This is a genomic window from Streptomyces sp. NPDC044719 (assembly GCF_056433405.1).
The window spans coordinates 34,709-51,570 of the sequence record NZ_JBWKHE010000005.1 but is presented as its reverse complement, the minus strand read 5'-3'; the positions used below and the strand labels follow the sequence as shown (position 1 = coordinate 51,570).

The 16,862-nt window shown below is 72.4% G+C and carries 17 protein-coding genes; 7 read left to right on the top strand and 10 right to left on the bottom strand.

Annotated elements, in window-relative coordinates:
- Positions 1-14: 14 nt before the first annotated feature.
- Genes AC07DF_RS20400 through amaP form a run of 4 tightly spaced genes read left to right on the top strand, consistent with a single transcriptional unit; the run spans position 15 to position 1,865 of the window.
- Positions 15-200, top strand: coding sequence for a hypothetical protein (locus AC07DF_RS20400; RefSeq protein ID WP_382499823.1), 186 nt, complete (start codon positions 15-17; stop codon positions 198-200).
- Positions 197-580, top strand: coding sequence for an Asp23/Gls24 family envelope stress response protein (locus tag AC07DF_RS20395; RefSeq protein WP_478972930.1), 384 nt, complete (start codon positions 197-199; stop codon positions 578-580). Before AC07DF_RS20400 ends, AC07DF_RS20395 begins: the two co-directional genes overlap by 4 nt.
- A complete protein-coding gene (locus tag AC07DF_RS20390; RefSeq protein WP_478972927.1) occupies positions 577-1,281 on the top strand; it encodes a DUF6286 domain-containing protein in 705 nt (234 codons plus the stop codon). The genes AC07DF_RS20395 and AC07DF_RS20390 overlap by 4 nt, the downstream gene beginning before the upstream one ends.
- The gene (gene amaP / locus AC07DF_RS20385; RefSeq protein WP_478972924.1) at positions 1,278-1,865 is read left to right on the top strand and encodes an alkaline shock response membrane anchor protein AmaP; all 588 of its coding nucleotides are present in this window, start codon (positions 1,278-1,280) and stop codon (positions 1,863-1,865) included. Before AC07DF_RS20390 ends, amaP begins: the two co-directional genes overlap by 4 nt.
- A 94-nt stretch (positions 1,866-1,959) precedes the next feature.
- On the opposite strand, the gene AC07DF_RS20380 is transcribed toward amaP, so the two are convergent.
- Genes AC07DF_RS20380 through AC07DF_RS20360 form a run of 5 tightly spaced genes read right to left on the bottom strand, consistent with a single transcriptional unit; the run spans position 1,960 to position 7,008 of the window.
- Positions 1,960-2,715 (bottom strand): SDR family oxidoreductase, encoded by a 756-nt coding sequence (locus AC07DF_RS20380; RefSeq protein WP_311124944.1) that lies wholly within the window; start codon positions 2,713-2,715, stop codon positions 1,960-1,962.
- Between the two features lie 5 nt (positions 2,716-2,720).
- Positions 2,721-4,505 carry a glycoside hydrolase family 15 protein gene (locus AC07DF_RS20375; RefSeq protein ID WP_478972920.1) on the bottom strand — a complete coding sequence of 595 codons (1,785 nt, stop codon included), beginning with the start codon at positions 4,503-4,505 and terminating at the stop codon, positions 2,721-2,723.
- Between the two features lie 33 nt (positions 4,506-4,538).
- The gene (locus AC07DF_RS20370) at positions 4,539-4,877 is read right to left on the bottom strand and encodes a hypothetical protein (RefSeq protein WP_478972917.1); all 339 of its coding nucleotides are present in this window, start codon (positions 4,875-4,877) and stop codon (positions 4,539-4,541) included.
- The gene (locus tag AC07DF_RS20365; RefSeq protein WP_478972914.1) at positions 4,874-5,464 is read right to left on the bottom strand and encodes an RNA polymerase sigma factor; all 591 of its coding nucleotides are present in this window, start codon (positions 5,462-5,464) and stop codon (positions 4,874-4,876) included. Before AC07DF_RS20365 ends, AC07DF_RS20370 begins: the two co-directional genes overlap by 4 nt.
- Positions 5,461-7,008, bottom strand: coding sequence for a sodium:solute symporter family protein (locus AC07DF_RS20360; protein ID WP_478972911.1), 1,548 nt, complete (start codon positions 7,006-7,008; stop codon positions 5,461-5,463). The genes AC07DF_RS20365 and AC07DF_RS20360 overlap by 4 nt, the downstream gene beginning before the upstream one ends.
- A 236-nt stretch (positions 7,009-7,244) precedes the next feature.
- Here AC07DF_RS20360 and AC07DF_RS20355 point away from each other — a divergent pair, with 236 nt between their 5' ends.
- Complete coding sequence (locus AC07DF_RS20355) at positions 7,245-9,398, top strand: carbon starvation CstA family protein (RefSeq protein ID WP_478972908.1); 2,154 nt, start codon at positions 7,245-7,247, stop codon at positions 9,396-9,398.
- A 501-nt stretch (positions 9,399-9,899) separates the two neighbouring features.
- On the opposite strand, the gene AC07DF_RS20350 is transcribed toward AC07DF_RS20355, so the two are convergent.
- From AC07DF_RS20350 to AC07DF_RS20340, 3 genes are all read right to left on the bottom strand, one after another.
- Positions 9,900-10,697 carry an SURF1 family cytochrome oxidase biogenesis protein gene (locus tag AC07DF_RS20350; protein WP_478972905.1) on the bottom strand — a complete coding sequence of 266 codons (798 nt, stop codon included), beginning with the start codon at positions 10,695-10,697 and terminating at the stop codon, positions 9,900-9,902.
- A gap of 49 nt (positions 10,698-10,746) precedes the next feature.
- Positions 10,747-10,980 (bottom strand): hypothetical protein, encoded by a 234-nt coding sequence (locus AC07DF_RS20345; RefSeq protein ID WP_078615365.1) that lies wholly within the window; start codon positions 10,978-10,980, stop codon positions 10,747-10,749.
- 107 nt (positions 10,981-11,087) lie between these two features.
- Positions 11,088-12,077 carry a DEDDh family exonuclease gene (locus AC07DF_RS20340; RefSeq protein WP_478972901.1) on the bottom strand — a complete coding sequence of 330 codons (990 nt, stop codon included), beginning with the start codon at positions 12,075-12,077 and terminating at the stop codon, positions 11,088-11,090.
- 235 nt (positions 12,078-12,312) lie between these two features.
- On the opposite strand from AC07DF_RS20340, the gene AC07DF_RS20335 reads away from it, so the two are divergent.
- Positions 12,313-13,302, top strand: a complete 990-nt coding sequence (locus AC07DF_RS20335; RefSeq protein WP_478972898.1) for a sterol desaturase family protein — start codon at positions 12,313-12,315, stop codon at positions 13,300-13,302.
- A complete protein-coding gene (locus AC07DF_RS20330; RefSeq protein WP_478972895.1) occupies positions 13,299-13,979 on the top strand; it encodes a lysoplasmalogenase in 681 nt (226 codons plus the stop codon). The genes AC07DF_RS20335 and AC07DF_RS20330 overlap by 4 nt, the downstream gene beginning before the upstream one ends.
- A gap of 29 nt (positions 13,980-14,008) precedes the next feature.
- On the opposite strand, the gene AC07DF_RS20325 is transcribed toward AC07DF_RS20330, so the two are convergent.
- Together AC07DF_RS20325 and AC07DF_RS20320 are read right to left on the bottom strand one after the other, a co-directional pair.
- Positions 14,009-15,043 carry a CopD family protein gene (locus AC07DF_RS20325; RefSeq protein ID WP_478972892.1) on the bottom strand — a complete coding sequence of 345 codons (1,035 nt, stop codon included), beginning with the start codon at positions 15,041-15,043 and terminating at the stop codon, positions 14,009-14,011.
- Positions 15,044-15,313: 270 nt separating this feature from the next.
- Positions 15,314-16,834, bottom strand: coding sequence for a S8 family serine peptidase (locus tag AC07DF_RS20320; RefSeq protein ID WP_478972889.1), 1,521 nt, complete (start codon positions 16,832-16,834; stop codon positions 15,314-15,316).
- Positions 16,835-16,862: the final 28 nt, after the last annotated feature.

The window sequence follows — 16,862 nt, the reverse complement described above, 5'->3', positions numbered from 1 at the left end:
GAGCTGAGGAGCGCATGAGCATGGCCGTGGTCGGCATGATCGCCGGCATGGCGTTGGCATTCGCCGGATACTTCGGCGGTTTCGGCGCCTTCCTGCTGGTGGCGGCGCTGGGCGCCGTCGGCTTCGTCGTCGGCCGGTTCCTGGACGGGGACATGGACTTCGGCGACTTCTTCCGTCCACGTCACGAGCGGCGGCGGTGACGACCGTGAGCGCGGGGGCCGGTGAGCTCGACAGACCCATGACCGCCGTCCCGCCGGGCGAGCGCGGCGCGACCCGGATCGCCGACCGGGTGGTCGCGAAGATCGCCTCGCAGGCGGCCCGCGAGGCCGTCGGGACACTGCCGCCCGACGCCGGCCGGCCGTCCGCCGGCGTCGTCGTCCACCACGAGGCCGCCCATGTCCGGGTGCACATCGAACTCGACTACCCCTGCGACGTCGGCGACCGCTGCCGCGGGGTGCGTCGCCAAGTCGTCGAGCGGGTGGGCGCCCTGGCGGGCATGGACGTGCCGGAGGTCGTCGTCCAGGTGGAGCGGCTGCACCTGGTCGCCGGACCCGGCGCGGCACAGGGGAGGACGCGATGAGCGAACCCCGGGGCACCGATCCGGCCGAACCGCCCGAGGCCGAGGGCACCACCCAGCGCCTGCCGGTCGTCGACACCTCGAAGACCGGCGACGGACTCGACCCGTCCGCGCCGGCGGAAGCCGACGGACCGCCGCCCGCACTCGGCGGCGAGGGCGGCAGCGAAGGCCGCTTCTGGTCGGCGCGCCGCGTCCCCGCCGGCATCGTCGCACTGCTGCTCCTGGGCCTCGCCGGACTGTTCCTGTACGACATCGCGTCCGTGCGGGCCGGCCGGCCCGTCATGAGCTGGCGCCGGGAACTCGCCCGGCAGCTCGCCGAACGGCCCCTGGACGACGTCTGGGTGCTCGTCGGGGCCGGGGTGGCCGCCGCCCTCGGGCTCTGGCTCCTCGTCCTGGCCGCCACGCCCGGCCTGCGGGCCGTGCTCCCGATGCGGCGCGCGCACGCCGACGTACGCGCCGGACTGCACCGCGACGCCGCCGCGTCCGCGCTGCGGGACCGGGCCATGGAGGTGTCCGGCGTGCAGTCCGTGGACGTCCGGATGCGCCGGACCAAGGCCAAGGTCCGCGCCGCCTCGCATTTCCGTGAACTGGACGACGTACGAACCGAACTGGACGCCGTGCTCACCGACGCGGTCCGCGGACTGGGGCTGTCCCGGCCGCCCGCGGTGTCGGTGTACGTCCGACGGCCCGGCCGGAAGGGGTGACGGCGGTGCTCCGGATCGTCAACCGCGTGATCCTCGGGCTGGTGGGCCTCGTCCTGCTGGTGCTGGGCGGCTCGGTACTGGCCGTCGGCCTCGGCGCCCCGGCACCCTCGTGGTGGATCCACGACAGCCGGCACGACGTTCTGCTGAGCGACGCCGAACGCACGCGCTGGCGGGAGGACGGCTGGTGGTGGCCGTCCGTCATCGCCGTCCTGGCCGTTCTCCTGCTGCTCGCCCTGTGGTGGTTCGTCGCGGTGCTCCGCAGACGCCGCCTCGCCGAGGTCCTCGTCGACACCGGCGACGGTGACGGCGCGCTGCTGCGCGGCCGGGCCCTGGAGAGCGCGCTCGCCCAGGAGGCGGAACGGGCCGATGGCGTGGACCGCGCCGATGCCCGCCTGACGGGCCGCCGTACCGCCCCCGAGGCCCGCGTTCGGCTCGCGCTGGAACCGCACGTGGACCCGGGAACGGCCCTGCACGACCTGACGACCGGCGCCCTGAACCACGCCAGAACCTCGGCGGGGCTTGCCGCACTCCCGGCAGAGGTGAGGCTGCGGGGCGTCAAGCACCGTGCGGAACGAGTGAGTTGAGCACGACCGCCCTGTCAGGGGCGCGGGGCTGTATGAATGTGCGGCTCCGCCGCGTGGGCGCGACCAGCCCCCACGAACCCGCAGCCGGCCAACTTCAGAACCCGTGCCGAGCTCCACCGTCCACGGGGACCATGACCCCGGTCAGATAGGAGGCCGCCGGCGACATCAGGAACGCGGCCACCCGCCCGAACTCTTCGGGCGCCCCGTACCGCCGCAACGGAATACGTGACTCCGAAGCCGCCCTGGTCGCCTCGGGGTCCGCCGACAACCCGTCCAGCTGGCGCACGCGGTCCGTGTCGATACGCCCGGGCAGCACACCCACCACCCGGATCCCCCGTGGCCCCAGCTCCTCGGACAGCGACTTGGCGAACCCGGCCAGCCCCGGCCGCAGCCCGTTCGAGATGGTCAGCCCCGGAATCGGCTCGTACACCGACCCGGACAGCACGAACCCGATGACGCCCCCGGCCTCCAGCCCGGAAGCCGCGGCGCGAGCCAGCCGTACCGCACCGAGGAACACCGACTCGAACGCCGCCTGCCACTGCTCGTCCGTGTTGTCGGCGACGAACCCGGCCGGCGGACCGCCCACACTGATCAGGACACCGTTGAAGCGCCCGAAGTTCTCCCGCGCGGCCCCGATCAGCCGGGCCGCCGCCTCGGGGTCGGCGTTGTCCACGGCCACCCCGACCGCGTTCGGGCCGAGCGCGTCCGCCGTCTCGGCGACGCTCTTCTCGTCCCTGCCCGAGACGACCACCTTCGCCCCGTCCGCGACCAGCTCGCGCGCGGAAGCGTTGCCGAGGCCTCGCGTGGCCCCGGTGACGACGTACACCCGGTCCTTCAGTCCAAGATCCATGGTCCCTATCCTGCCCCCTCCGCACCGAACAGGGCGAGGGCGGTGTTCACGAGGCCGATGTGGCTGAACGCCTGCGGGAAGTTGCCGAGCTGCCGGCCGGTCACCGGGTCGAACTCCTCGGACAGCAGGCCGACGTCGTTGGCGAGACCCACCAGCCGTTCGAACAGCGCGCGGGCCTCCTTCGTACGGCCCGTCATGAACAGGGCGTCCGCGAGCCAGAACGAGCACACCACGAAGGTGCCCTCGGAACCGGGCAGTCCGTCCACGTCCGCGTCGTCGGTCGTGTAGCGGAGCAGGAGGCCGCGGTGGTCCAGCTCCGCGCGGATCGCGTCGATGGTGCCGATCACCCGAGGGTCGTCGGGCGGGAGGAAACCGACGCGTGGGATGAGCAGCAGCGCGGCGTCCAGTTCGCGTGAACCGTAGGACTGCGTGAAGGTGTTGCGCTCGGGGTCGTAGCCCCGCTCGCACACCTCGCGGTGCACCTCGTCGCGCAGCGCGCGCCAGCCCTCCAGGTCGCCGTCCAGCTCCGGATGGCGCTCCAGGGTCCGTACGGCACGGTCGGCGGCCACCCACACCATCACCTTCGAGTGCACGAACTGGCGCCGGCCGCCGCGCACCTCCCACAGCCCCTCGTCGGGCTGGCGCCAGTGGGTCCGCAGAAAGTCCATCAGGGCCGTCTGCAGCGCCCACACGTCCGGCTGGGCCGACAGGCCCGACTCGCGGGCCAGCGACAGGGAGTCCATGACCTCGCCGTAGACATCGAGCTGGAGCTGGTTCACGGCGTCGTTCCCGATGCGTACGGGGGCGGAGCCGGCGAAGCCGGACAGCCACGGCAGCTCGGACTCGGGCAGCCGTCGCTCGCCCGCCAGGCCGTACATGATCTGCAGGTCGGCCGGGTCGCCCGCGACCGCGCGCAGCAGCCAGTTCCGCCAGGCCTCGGCCTCCTCCTGGTAGCCCGCGGCGAGCAGCGCGTTCAGGGTGAGGGTGGAGTCGCGCAGCCAGCAGTAGCGGTAGTCCCAGTTGCGCACTCCGCCCGGCTCCTCGGGCAGTGAGGTGGTGAGGGCGGCGACGATGCCGCCGGTCGGGGCGTAGGTGAGTGCCTTGAGGGTGATCAGGGAGCGGACGACGGCGTCCCGGTACGGCCCCTGGTAGCGGCAGCGCGACACCCAGGCCCGCCAGTCCTCGACGCTGTGACGCAGCGCGTCGAACGGGTCGACGAGTGGCGGGCGCGACTCGTGGGAGGGGTGCCAGGTCATGACGAACGCGACCTTCTCGCCCTTGCGGACCGTGAACTCCGCGTGCGTTCCGAAGTCCTCGCCCCAGCTGCGCACCTCCGGCTCGCTGCGCAGCCAGGTGGAGTCCGGGCCGGCCACGGCGACCCGGTGGCCGTCGGCCCGGCGCACCCACGGAATGATCGAGCCGTAGTCGAAGCGCAGCTTGAGGACGCTGTGGAGCGTCACCTCGCCCTCCAGGCCCTCGACGATCCGTACGAGGTCGGGGGCCTGGTCGCGCTGGGGCATCAGGTCGGTGACACGGACCGCCCCCTGCTCGGTCTCCCACTCGGTGTCCAGGACGAGGGTGTCGTGGCGGTAGGCGCGCCGGGTGCACCGGTCCGCCCCCACGGGGGCGATGCGCCAGTAGCCGTTGTCCTCGTCGCCGAGCAGCTTGGTGAAGCAGGCGGCCGAGTCGAAGCGGGGCAGGCACAGCCAGTCGACGGAGCCGTCCATGCCGACCAGGGCAGCGGTCTGTTCGTCACCGACGAGCGCGTAGTCCTCGATACCGGTATGCACGGAGTGCGGGTTCCCGGCCGGTCGGGCCTGCAATCAGGGGTGGAGCCGGGTGAGTGACAGGCTCTCGGCGGCGGGGGAGCCCTTGCCGGAGAAGATGACGCCGGGATCCGACGGTGCCTGGTTGAGCACCCACAGGCCGATCAGCGTGGCCAGGGTGAAGACGACCGCGATCAGCACGGCGAGCACGAGCCGCCGCCGGCGTTCGCGCCGCAGCCATTCGCCACGTGCCGTGCGGTACGCGTCGGGGTCGGGGAGCACCCCGCCGGCCAGTGCCTCGAGTGCCTCGCGCAGCTCGCGTTCGGTGCGGCCGTCGCCGTGGCCGGTCCGGTCCGTGCTCGTGCCACGCGGCGGAGTCGCATCTCGATTCGTCATCGCCGGGCCTCCATCGCCTGGGTCAGGGCGGCGATGCCGCGTGCCATGTGTGTCTTGACGGAACCGCCGGAGATACCCATCGCGGCGGCTATCTCACTCTCCTTCAGACCGAGCCAGTGCCGCAGCACCAGCGCCTCGCGCTGGCGGGGCGGCAACTGCTGGAGCGCGTCGATGAGCACGCGCTGGTCGTCGCGCAGCAGCGCGGCGTGCTCGGCGGAGGCAACCGTCTCGTCCGGCGGGCTCGGCGGGTTCTCCTCGTGGCGGCGGGCGACCTGGAGGTGGCGTATCCGCATCCGCGTCAGATTGCAGACCGTGGACCGCAGATAGGCCTCCGCCGCTGCCGCGTCCCGCAGCCGCCGCCACTTGCGGTAGATCTGGTAGTACGCCTCGGCCACCACGTTCTCCGGGTCGTCGGCGCCCAGCAGGACGGCGAGCCGCAGCATCGAGGAGGAGTGCAGCTCGAAGAGGCGGGCCACGCCGGCCTCCCGCTCCAGGTCGGCCGGATCGGCGGCCGCCGGGGGTAGGGGTACGGCGGCGGGCGGTGGCACGGCCGGCGCCGCGACGGGGGAGTGCTGTCTGCGTCTCACGGGTTTTTCGCTCCGGTCTCCGGGCGTCGCCGGACGGTCAGGCGGGACGGCAGGTCGGTCGAGTCGGCGCCGCGCGGGACGCCCAGGCGGGTCAGGGCCACGGTGCCGGCCACCGCGACGGCCAGATTGAACAGCAGGGCCGCGAGCCCGGCGTAGATCTCCAGCGGCCCGGAGCCGGTGCCGAGCGGCACGATCGAGGAGAACCCCTCGCGCACCACCAGGTAGGTCCCCGACGCCATGCCCACGGCCCACCCGGCGAGCAGCGCCCGCGGATGCAGCCGCCCGGTGAACAGTCCGACGGCGACCGCCGGGAAGACCTGCAGGATCCACACGCCGCCGAGCAACTGGAGGTTGATGGCGTCCTGGTCGCGCAGCCCGAACACGAACGCCACGGCGCCGACCTTCGCGGTGATCGACACCGCCTTGGCGATGCGCACCTGGCGCTTGGGCGTGGCCGTCGGCTGGACGTACTCGACGTAGACGTTGCGGACGAAGCTGGTCGCGGCGGCGATCGACATCACCGCGGCGGGGACGAGCGCCCCGACGGCGATCGCGGCGAACACCAGCCCGGCCAGTGGCGCCGGCATCAGCCGGTCCACCAGCATCGGCACGGCCGCCTCGGCACCTCCGCGCGGCGCCCGTACCCCCGCCGCGAGGGCGGCGAAGCCCAGGAAGCCGAACAGCGCGAGCAGCCCGGTCCAGGCGGGCAGCGCCACCGAGACCTTGCGCAGGGTGCGCGGCCCGTCGGCGGCGAAACCGGCGGTGAGCACATGCGGGTACATCAGCAGGGCGAGGGCGGAGCTGAGGGCGAGGCCGGCGTAGGCGGGCTGCTGGGCGGGGGAGAGGAGCAGCGCCGGTTCGCCCAGTCGCGCCGCGGCCCCGTCGAAGACCGGGCCGGGGCCGCCGAACCGTTCGAGGACCAGCCAGGTCACGGCGGTCAGTGAGCCGAACACGGCCACCGCCTTCAGCGCCGAGATGACGGTGGGCGCGCGCAGCCCGTGCCGGTACGTGGCCACCGCGAGCCCCGCGAACAGCGCCACCAGCACCAGGTCCCCGGCCACGCCCCGCGGATGGACGCCCCCGGCCGTCAGCACCGCCCGGATGCCGATCAGTTGCAGCGCCAGGTACGGCATCGTCGCGAGGATCCCGGTCAGCGCGACCACCAGGGCCAGCGGCGGCGACCCGTACCGGCCCCGGACGAAATCGGCGGCGGTGACGTAGCCGTGCCGGCGGGCCACGCTCCACAGGCGGCTCAGCAGCACGAAGGCGAGCGGGCAGACGATCACCGTGTATGGCACGGCGAAGAAGGCGGGCGCGCCGTTGCTGTACGCCAGACCGGGCACGGCGGTGAAGGTGTACGCGGTGAAGATCGTGCCGCCGAGCAGCATCCAGGTCCAGCCGGGACCCAGGCTGCGGTCGGCCAGGGCCCAGCCCTCCAGGGAGGGCAGCCGGTCCACCGGACGCAGCCGCCGAGCGGTGACCGCGAGCAGCGACGCCCCGCCGATCACGGCGAGGAACGTCGCGGTCATGGCGCCGTCAGCCATGGGTCACCGTCCTTGTGTGCCTGTGCCCTTGCGCGAGAGTTGCGCGGACGGCCCGTCCGGAGGACAGGGAACCGACGGAAATTCTTCGGGGAACGCCGTGTCATCCACTTCCGGCGGGAGCGCAACTCTTGCACAGACCGACAGCGAGCGGGAGAGGTGCGCAGGTCGGGGAAGCGCCCCCACACCGGCCCCCGCGCAGGTCCTGTCGCACACCACCGCCACGGTGAGGAGCCGCCATGCCCGTATCAGTCCTGCCCGAATCCGGCCGACCAGCGCCCGTAAAGCCGCGAATGTCCCCTCGGTCCCTCCTGCTCTGGACGGCCGTCTCCCTGCTCGGCGCGATCGCCTGGGGCGTCCTCGCCCTCGCCCGGGGCGAGGAGATCTCGGCAGTCTGGCTGGTCGTCGCGGCACTCGGCTCGTACGCCATCGCCTACCGCTTCTACTCCCGCTTCGTCGCCCGGCGCGTGCTCCGGCCCGACGACCGCCGGGCCACCCCCGCCGAGCGACTCGAGGACGGCGTCGACTTCCACCCCACCGACCGCCGGGTGCTGCTCGGCCATCACTTCGCCGCGATCGCCGGCGCCGGACCGCTGGTGGGGCCGGTGCTCGCGGCGCAGATGGGCTATCTGCCCGGGACGCTGTGGATCGTGGCCGGCGTGATCTTCGCGGGCGCGGTGCAGGACATGGTCGTGCTGTTCCTGTCCATGCGACGGGACGGGAAGTCGCTCGGGCAGCTGGCCCGGGACGAGATCGGAAGGTGGGGCGGCGCCGCCGCCCTGATCGCCGTGTTCGCCATCATGATCATCCTGCTGGGCGTGCTGGCCCTGGTCGTCGTCAACGCCCTCGCCCACTCCCCGTGGGGCACCTTCTCCGTCGCGATGACCATCCCCATCGCCCTGTTCATGGGCTTCTGGCTGCACGTCATCCGCCCGGGCCGCGTCGTCGAGACCAGCCTGATCGGCGTCGCGCTGCTCCTGCTCGCGATCGTCGGCGGGAGCTGGATCCAGGAGTCCTCGCTGGCCTCCGCCTTCACCCTGAGCCCCACGACCCTCGTCTTCTGCCTGGTCGGCTACGGCTTCGTCGCCTCCGTGCTGCCGGTGTGGATGCTGCTCGCGCCGCGCGACTACCTCTCCACCTTCATGAAGATCGGCACGATCGCGCTGCTCGCGGTGGGCGTGGTGGTCGCCGCCCCGGTCATGCGCGCGGACGCGGTGAGCGACTTCGCCTCCTCGGGGGCGGGGCCCGTCTTCGCGGGCGCGCTCTTCCCCTTCCTCTTCATCACCATCGCCTGCGGCGCCCTGTCCGGCTTCCACGCCCTGGTCGCCTCCGGCACCACACCGAAGCTGATCCAGAAGGAGTCCCAGGTCCGGATGATCGGCTACGGCGCCATGCTGATGGAGTCGTTCGTCGCGATCATGGCGCTGATCGCGGCGGCGACCCTGGAGCCGGGCCTGTACTACGCCATGAACGCCCCGGCGGCCCTCCTCGGCACGACGGCCGAATCGGCGTCCCACGCGGTCGCCGGCCTCGGCTTCACGATCACCCCCGACCAGCTGGCCCAGGCCGCGAAGGCCGTGGAGGAACAGACGCTGATCGCCCGCTCCGGCGGGGCCCCGACGCTGGCCGTCGGTATGTCGGAGATCTTCTCCGCGGTCATCGGCGGCACCGCGATGAAGGCCTTCTGGTACCACTTCGCGATCATGTTCGAGGCGTTGTTCATCCTGACGACGGTGGACGCGGGCACCCGGGTCGGCCGCTTCATGCTCCAGGACATGCTGGGCAACGTCTGGAAGCCGGCCGGCCGGGTCAACTGGAAGCCGGGCATCTGGCTGTGCAGCGCCCTGGTCGTCGCGGCCTGGGGCTACTTCCTGTACACCGGCGCCACCGACCCGCTCGGCGGGATCAACCAGCTCTTCCCGCTCTTCGGCATCGCGAACCAGCTCCTCGCCGCGATCGCCCTGGCCGTCTGCACCACGGTCCTGGTCAAGTCCGGGAAACTGCGCTGGGCCTGGGTCACCGGCGTCCCGCTCGCCTGGGTCGTCGCCATCACCTTCACCGCCGGCTGGCAGAAGATCTTCTCGGACGACCCGAAGGTGGGCTTCTTCGCCCAGCGTGCCCGCTACGCCGACGCCCTCGACGCGGGCCAGGTCCTGCCGCCCGCCAAGAGCCCGGCCGACATGCAGACCGTCGTCACCAACTCCACGGTCGACGGCGTACTGATCGCGCTGTTCCTGCTGCTGGTCGCCGTGGTGCTCGTGAACGCGGCGGTGGTGTGCGTACGGGCGGCCCGGGCCCCGGGTCCGCTGCCGACCACCGAGGCGCCGTACGTCGAGTCCCGCATCGAGGTGCCGGGAAAGCCTGCCGAGTCCCTGACAGGGGCCCGCCCATGAGGGCCGTGCGCTGCGCGCGGGCCGTGGCCTGGTACGTCCGCGAACTGCTGCGCACGCTGGACCGGGGGTCGGGGCCGCGGGGGCGGTGCTGCTGACGGGCCGGGGGCCGGGCCCCTCGGGGCGTGGGCTGACGATCCGGGGGTCGGGCTCGCCCGGGGGGCTTGGGCTGACGGGCTTGGGGTCGGGCCCGCCGCTCAGGCGCTTGGGGCTGACGGGCCGGGGGCGGGTCCACCCGGGGCGTGGGCTGACGGGCTGGGGGTCGGGCCCGCCCAGGGCGTGGGCTGACGATCCGGGGGTCGCCCGCCCGGGGGGCTAAGGACTGACGGTCGAGGGTCGGGCCCGCGCGGCTTAGTGCTGACGGCCGGGGGCGAGTCGCCGGGGGAGGGGCTGATGCTGACGACCGGGGGCGAGTCGCCGGGGGAGGGGCTGATGCTGACGACCGGGGGCCGGGCCTGCCGGGGCGCTCCTGCTGACGCGGGCTGTCGGCGGCCGTTGGTCAGGTCACACGGCCGCCGGCTCCGCCTCCGTCGTGTCGGTGTCCGCGGCTGCCGCCTGCGCCCGGTCCCGGGCCTCGCGGCGGGCCAGGACCACCCAGCCGACCGGGACGGCCGCGGCGAACAGCCACCACTGGATGGCGTACGCGTAGTTCAGCGCGGCGTCCTCCTTGCCCGGATTGCCGAGGAGCTCGGGGGTGTCGCCCTTGGGCTCGGGTGCCGTCTGGGCGATGTAGCCGCCGAGCACCTGGACATCCAGGCGCCGTGCCTCCTGCTCGCTGTTGATCAGCATGATCTGCCGGTCGGGCAGCCCTTCGAGGTTCTTGATGCCGCTCGCCTCGGTCGTCTCGTCGGGCATCAGCCGCCCCGAGACGGTGACCTCGCCGGCCGGCGGTGCGGGAACCTTCGGGAACGCGGTCTGGCTCGGACCGTCGGAGGGGATCCAGCCCCGGTTCACCAGCAGGACCTTGCCGTCCTTGAGGACGAACGGGGTGAGGACGTGGTAGCCGACCTCGTCGTCGGAGTTGGTGCGGCGGCGGACGACGACCTCGTCCTCCGAGTCGAAATGGCCCTTCGCGGTCACCGTGCGGTATCGCTCGGCGCTGGTCACGGTGTGCCCGGGCCCGGTCAGCTTCTCCACGGGCACCGGGTCGGCCGCCAGCGCGTCCGTGACCAGCTGGTTCCGGGCGGTGCGCTCCTCGTAGCGATGCATCTGCCAGATGCCCAGCCTGATCATCGTGGGGATGAGAAGCAGGGCGATCAGCGTGAGGATCACCCACTGCCGGGACATCAGGAAGCGGTACACCCCACGACCGTACAACTCGGTCGTGGGGTGCCATCAGGCGGGTACGGTTTCACACCTTGTCGACAATTCCCGCCTTTCCCTCCGCGCGTGCGCAGTGCGCGCCGCAGTACCAGTGGCCCTCGACCTCCACGCCCTGGCCGATGATCTGTACACGGCAGTGCTCGCAGATGGGTGCCATGCGGTGGATCGCGCAGGAGAAGCAGTCGAAGACGTGCACCGCGCCCTGCGCGTGCACCTCGAAGGTCATTCCGTACTGATTGCCACATACCTCACAGGTCGCCATGCGCCACAGGGTGAGCCGTCTTCCCGGCCCGGGCGAGACGGTGCCGGGCGAGTCGCCCTCCAATCACCCGTCCGTACGGTCGTCCTCCGGCGCCGCTCCGCATGCGGTCACCCCTCCGACGCCGGCTCCACATCCGCGAGGAGCTGCCCGAACGCCGCCTCGTCCACGACCGGCGTGCCGAACTGCCGCGCCTTGACCACCTTGGACGTGCCCGAGCCCGGGTCGTTCGTGACGAGCAGGCTGGTGAGCCGGGACAGGCTGGTGGCCACGTGCAGCCCGGCCTCGGTCGCGCGGTCCTCCAGCAGATCGCGCTCCACCGAGGTGTCACCCGAGAAGGCGACCCGCATGCCCTGCTTGAGCCGCCCGCCCGCCTCGTAGCGCCCCGGGTTGGGGTAGGGGCAGGCGGGCCGCTTGCGGGCCGGGCGCCAACTGGTCGGCCGGTAGCCGCCGTAGCCCGCCTGCTGACCGATGCGGGGTGCCGGACGGTCCGACCACTCGGTCAGCGGCCGGCACTCCAGCAGCGGAAGCCGCACCCCGTTGGCCGCCGCGGCCCTCAGGCTGGGCCGGAACGCCTCGGCCAGCACGCGTGCGTCGTCCAGCGCGTGGTGCGCCCGCTGCTGGACGACGCCGAAGTGCGCGGCGAGGGACTCCAGCTTGTGGTTGGGCAGCGGGAGCCCGAGTTCCTTGGAGAGCGCGATGGTGCACAGCCGCTGCCGCACCGGTGCCTCGCGCTGCGCCCGCGCGTACTCCCGGGCGATCATCTGCCAGTCGAAGACGGCGTTGTGCGCGACGAGCACCCGCCCCTCGAGCCGGGTCGTGAACTCCTCGGCGATGTCCTGGAAGAGGGGCGCGCCCTCGAGTGCCTCGCTCGTCAGTCCGTGGATCCACACGGGGCCGGGGTCACGCTCCGGGTTGACCGTCGAGTACCAGTGGTCCTCGACCTCGCCGCGCGCGTCGAGCCGGTAGACGGCCGCGGAGATGATGCGATCGTCCCGGGCCAGACCTGTGGTCTCCACGTCAACGACCGCGTACCCCTTGGGATACGCGGCCGGCCATGACGTGGAAGAGGGCACTGCGGTCGTCAGGTCATCGAGCATGGTCCCTGAGGATACGGGCCCCGACTGACACCACCGCCCGCCAGGTGGGCTCGCTCGGCCCTTCCGATACTCCCTCAGGCGTGTTGTCCGGTCTGTCCGTTCGCGAGGCGTACGTCTGTCCGACACTCAGTCACCTTGATTGGTGGAGATCACCAAGAAGCAAGCGCGTACCGTCGGTAATACTTGTGGGTAACAACGTCTAGTCGGGGCAGGACGGCGGTCCTACGGTGCTTGCATGCCGAACCTGCCCGATGTCGTGCTGTGGTCGATCCCCGCCTTTGTGCTGCTCACCGTGGTCGAGATGGTGAGCTGCCGTCTCCATCCCGACGAGGACGCGGAGGGCTACGAAGCGAAGGACGCCGCCACGAGCGTCGGCATGGGCCTAGGCAGTCTCGTCTTCGACTTCCTGTGGAAGATCCCGATCGTCGCCATTTACACGGCCATCTACGAACTGACGCCCCTGCGCGTGCCCGTCCTGTGGTGGACCGTCCCGCTGATGCTGCTCGGGCAGGACTTCTTCTACTACTGGTCCCACCGCGGCCACCACGTCATCCGCGTCCTGTGGGCCTGCCACGTCGTCCACCACTCCAGCCGGAAGTTCAACCTCACCACCGCGCTGCGCCAGCCCTGGACGTCCCTGACGGTGTGGCCGTTCTACGTCCCGCTCATAGCCGCCGGCGTGCACCCCGCCGCGCTCGCGTTCTGCTCCTCCGCGAACCTCGTCTACCAGTTCTGGATCCACACCGAGCGGATCGACAGGATGCCCCGCTGGTTCGAGTTCGTCTTCAACACCCCCTCGCACCACCGCGTCCACCACGCCTCCCAGGGCGGTTACCTCGACCGCAACTTCGGCGGCATCCTCATCGTCTGGGACCGGCTGTTCGGGTCGTTCGCCCCCGAGACCGAGCGGCCCGTGTACGGACTGACCAAGAACATCGACACATACAACCTGCTGAAGGTGGCGACGCACGAATACGTGGCCATCGCGAGGGACTTGAAGGCGGCACACAGCTGGCGCGAACGTGCGGGACGCGTCTTCCGGGGACCGGGCTGGGGGCCCGCCCCCGCTCCCGCGACGACGACCCCGGCTACGGATACGGATACGGATACGGCTACGGCTACGGGAACGGGAACGGGAACGGATACGGATACGGATACGGATACGGCTCCGCCGACGGACCCCGCCGCGGCCCCGACCCACGCCGGTGAGAGCACGTCGGCGTGACCCCCGCCCGCCTCCTCCTCGCCGCCTTCGCACTCGCCGCCGCCGTCGACCTCGTCTCCCTCGCGGCCGGCTTCGACGCCGGGCACACCCTGGCCAAGCCCCTGCTGATGCCGCTCCTGGCCCTGTGGGCCGCCCTGCGCCAGGCGCCGCGGCTGCTCCTGGCCGCCCTGCTGTTCGGCTGGGGCGGGGACGTCCTGCTGCTGTCCGACGCAGAGCCGGCCTTCCTCGCCGGCATGGGCTCCTTCGCCGCGGGCCATGTCTGCTACCTCGTCCTCTTCAGGACGTACGGCAGCCGCGACGCGGTCCCACGCGCGCGTGCGGCCCTCCTCGCCCTCGGCTACGGCACCGCTCTCGTCACCACCGTCGCGCTGCTGTGGCCCGACCTGCCCGCGGACCTGCGCGTGCCCGTCGCCGGGTACAGCCTCCTGCTCACGGCCATGGCGTGCGGGTCCGCCACCCGGCTCGGCCTCTTCGCCGGACTCGGCGGCGCGCTGTTCCTGCTCTCCGACACGCTCATCGCGACCGGCGTCGCCGACTGGCCGCAGCTGCCCCGGCCGGACTTCTGGATCATGCTCACGTACATCGCCGCGCAGGCCCTGCTGGCCGGCGGCACACTGGGGGCGCTCAACGCGCGCAGGGCACCGGCCGCGACGTACGGCGAGATGCGCGCCGTCTGAGGCTCACCGACCGGGGCTCCGTCCAGGGCTCACCAGCGGATGGGCACCGGAAGGGCCGTCAGCAGTCCGGACACCGCGACCACCAGGCCCAGAGCGACGACCTCCGCCCGCGCCGGCGCACAGGCGGTCAGCGGATCGGCCGCCCGGCGCAGCCGGCTCCGGGCCCACAGGGCGAGGGCGGCGACGGCGGCCACGAGCAGCACCTTGGCGAGCAGCGCCCGCCCGTACGCCGTGGCCGTCAGCTGCTCCACGATGGTGCCCGGCGGCATCCGGCGCAGCGAACTCCACACACCCGTCGCGGTGATGGCGGCGAGCAGCACCGCCGCCACGCGCGCGTAGAGGCCCAGCAGGGCCGCGCCCGCCCCCGGGTCGTACCGGCCGTGCCACAACCGCAGGGTCCGCAGCGCGTGCAGCAGACCGCCCACCCACAGTGCCGCGCAGGTCAGGTGGACGAGCGTCAGCCCGGAGCCGGTCAGCGGGCTGTGCTCGGTCGTGGGGTGCGCGCGCAGCGCCTCGGCGACGATCACGGCGGCCAGCGGCCACACCTGCCTGGCAGGCCGGCCCGACGCGGCGCACAGCCCCGCCACGAGGAACGCGTTGACCTCGAGCAGGGCGAGCGTGCCGTCCCTGGACGCGTAGAGCCCGCCGATGTCCAGGTCCGACAGACCGCCCGGGACGCGGTTGCCCGCGGCCACGACCGAGGCGAGCGCGAGGGCGGCGGCGAAACCGGCGACGGCCGCGAAGGGTGACCAACTGCGGGGCGCGGCCGGGGCGTGGCCGGGGGCCCTCTCAGGGCCCGGCACGGAACGCGCCAGCCGGTTCACGAACAGCTCGCCGACCGGTACGCACAGCGCCGCGAAGAGCACCGTACGCAGCAGGGCGATGCCGCCGGCCCCGGGCGCGCCTGCCTCCCCGGTGCCGTGCAGCGCGGTCGACGGGCCGAGCAGCGGGATCAGCGCGGCCAGGGCCACCAGGACCAGGACGGCGACGGCCCGGCCCGCACCGGTGCGCCGTACGGGCCCGCCGCCGTCGGCCACTCCTGGCGTGGGTCTTGTCAAGGTCACCCCAAGATCTTCACCAACCTTCACATGGTCGGGCAAGTCCAGGGGAGCGAACTCAGTCGGCCCTGGACGCGGCGGCGGCGAGCGTGAGATTGCCGCGACCGCCTTGTCCACGCGCGCCTTGTAGAAGTCGGCGTCACCCTCATGGCGCAGCTCCGGCCAGGACACACACCGGGAGGCCAGACGCGCGACGGTCCCACGCCCCCCACGAACCGCAGACGCAGCGGGCCGGGCGGGTGCCCCCGCCCGGCCCGGGCCGCATTCACACGAGTTCTACTTGGTCACCGCGTCCAGCGCGTCCGCGATGCCCCAGCCGTAGAAGCCGTTGCGGTTCTTGGAGCCCTCGCACACCGCGTCGATCTTGCCGTCGGCGTCGATGTCGTACGGGTCCGTGCACGGCGTGGCGTCGGCCTCCGCGTACAGCAGGGCCTTCACCAGGGCCGGGGAGGCGTACGGGTGCGTCGACTTGATGAGGGCGGCGACGCCCGCGACGTGCGGGGACGCCATGGACGTACCGGCCATGTAGCCCCACTTGCCGCCCGGCAGCGTGCCCAGGATCAGCCCGCTCGTGGCCGGCGCCTCCGGCTTCTGGTAGGCGGTCGAGTCACCGCCCGGCGCGGCGATGTCTGCGACGCCGAGACCGTAGTTGGAGAAGGACGACTTGATGCCCTTCGCGCCCGTCGAGGCGACCGTGACGACACCCGGCAGCTGGGTCGGGATGTCGAGGCACTCCGAGGGGTCGACGGTCCGGTCGCCCGGCGTGGTGTCGTTCGGGGACGACGGGTCGGTGATCTCGTCGGCCGAGAGGTCGTAGTTCTCGTTGCCCGCCGCCGCGACGTTGACCGCGCCCTTCTTCTCCGCGTACCGGGAGGCCCGGGAGACCGCGTCCAGGAGCGCCTTCTGGTCCGGGTCGTCGCCGCAGTTGAAGTACCAGGGGTCGGTGTAATAGCTGTTGTTGGTGACGTCGACCCCGTGCTCGGCCGCCCACACGAAGCCGCACACCACGGCCTCCGTGTAGAAGAAGCCGTCCGGGTTGGACACCTTGATGCCGGAGACCTTCACGCCGGGCGCGACACCGGTCATGCCGACGCCGTTCTTGGCGGCCGCGATCTCACCCGCCACATGGGTGCCGTGCGGGCTCTCCGAGGCACCGGGCCGCCAGGCCCCCTCCGCGGTGTCCGGCTTGCCCGACACACAGTTGACCGACGCCTGGCGGTCGAAGTTGGGTGCGATGTCGGGATGGGTGTCGTCCACGCCGGTGTCGATCACGGCGACCGTGACCTTCTTGCTGCCCAGCGACTTCTCGTGCGCCTTGTCCGCCTTGATGGCCGGCAGGTCCCACTGCTGGGGCTGCAGCGGGTCCAGCCCGGCGGGGGCCTTGGCCTCGGCGACCTCGGCCGCACTCAGCGCCTTCGGCGTGCCGAGGTCGCCCGTCGTCGCCGTGGGCAGCGGCTTGGTCCGGGTGGCACCGGCCGACTGGACGCCGCGCACCTTGCGGACGGTCTTGGCGAAGTCGGGGTTCGAGGAGTGGACGACGATGACGCCTATCTGGTCGTACGACGTCACGATCGTGCCCCCGGCCTTGCCGACGGCCTTCTTCACATACGCCGAAGTGCCGTGCCCCGGCTTGACGTTGACCACATAGCTGAGCGGGGTCGCGTCGGCCGAGACCGCCGCGGGGGCGTCGTCGGCGGCCGTGGCCGTGGTGTTCGGCAGGAACGCGAGGGCCGTGGCCATGGCCATCCCGGCCGGGATCGCGACGGCGCGGCGGTAGCGCGCGTGCGGCGCTGTCATGGTGTCTCCAGTAGGTTCGCGGTACGAG

Coding starts and splice junctions, on each gene's coding strand:
- AC07DF_RS20400 (WP_382499823.1), top strand. CDS start 15: ATGAGCATGGCCGTGGTCGGCATGATCGCCGGCATGGCGTTGGCATTC.
- AC07DF_RS20390 (WP_478972927.1), top strand. CDS start 577: ATGAGCGAACCCCGGGGCACCGATCCGGCCGAACCGCCCGAGGCCGAG.
- AC07DF_RS20360 (WP_478972911.1), bottom strand. CDS start 7,008: ATGGCTGACGGCGCCATGACCGCGACGTTCCTCGCCGTGATCGGCGGG.
- AC07DF_RS20345 (WP_078615365.1), bottom strand. CDS start 10,980: ATGGCGACCTGTGAGGTATGTGGCAATCAGTACGGAATGACCTTCGAG.
- AC07DF_RS20320 (WP_478972889.1), bottom strand. CDS start 16,834: ATGACAGCGCCGCACGCGCGCTACCGCCGCGCCGTCGCGATCCCGGCC.
- AC07DF_RS20355 (WP_478972908.1), top strand. CDS start 7,245: ATGCCCGTATCAGTCCTGCCCGAATCCGGCCGACCAGCGCCCGTAAAG.
- AC07DF_RS20340 (WP_478972901.1), bottom strand. CDS start 12,077: ATGCTCGATGACCTGACGACCGCAGTGCCCTCTTCCACGTCATGGCCG.
- AC07DF_RS20380 (WP_311124944.1), bottom strand. CDS start 2,715: ATGGATCTTGGACTGAAGGACCGGGTGTACGTCGTCACCGGGGCCACG.
- AC07DF_RS20370 (WP_478972917.1), bottom strand. CDS start 4,877: ATGACGAATCGAGATGCGACTCCGCCGCGTGGCACGAGCACGGACCGG.
- AC07DF_RS20335 (WP_478972898.1), top strand. CDS start 12,313: ATGCCGAACCTGCCCGATGTCGTGCTGTGGTCGATCCCCGCCTTTGTG.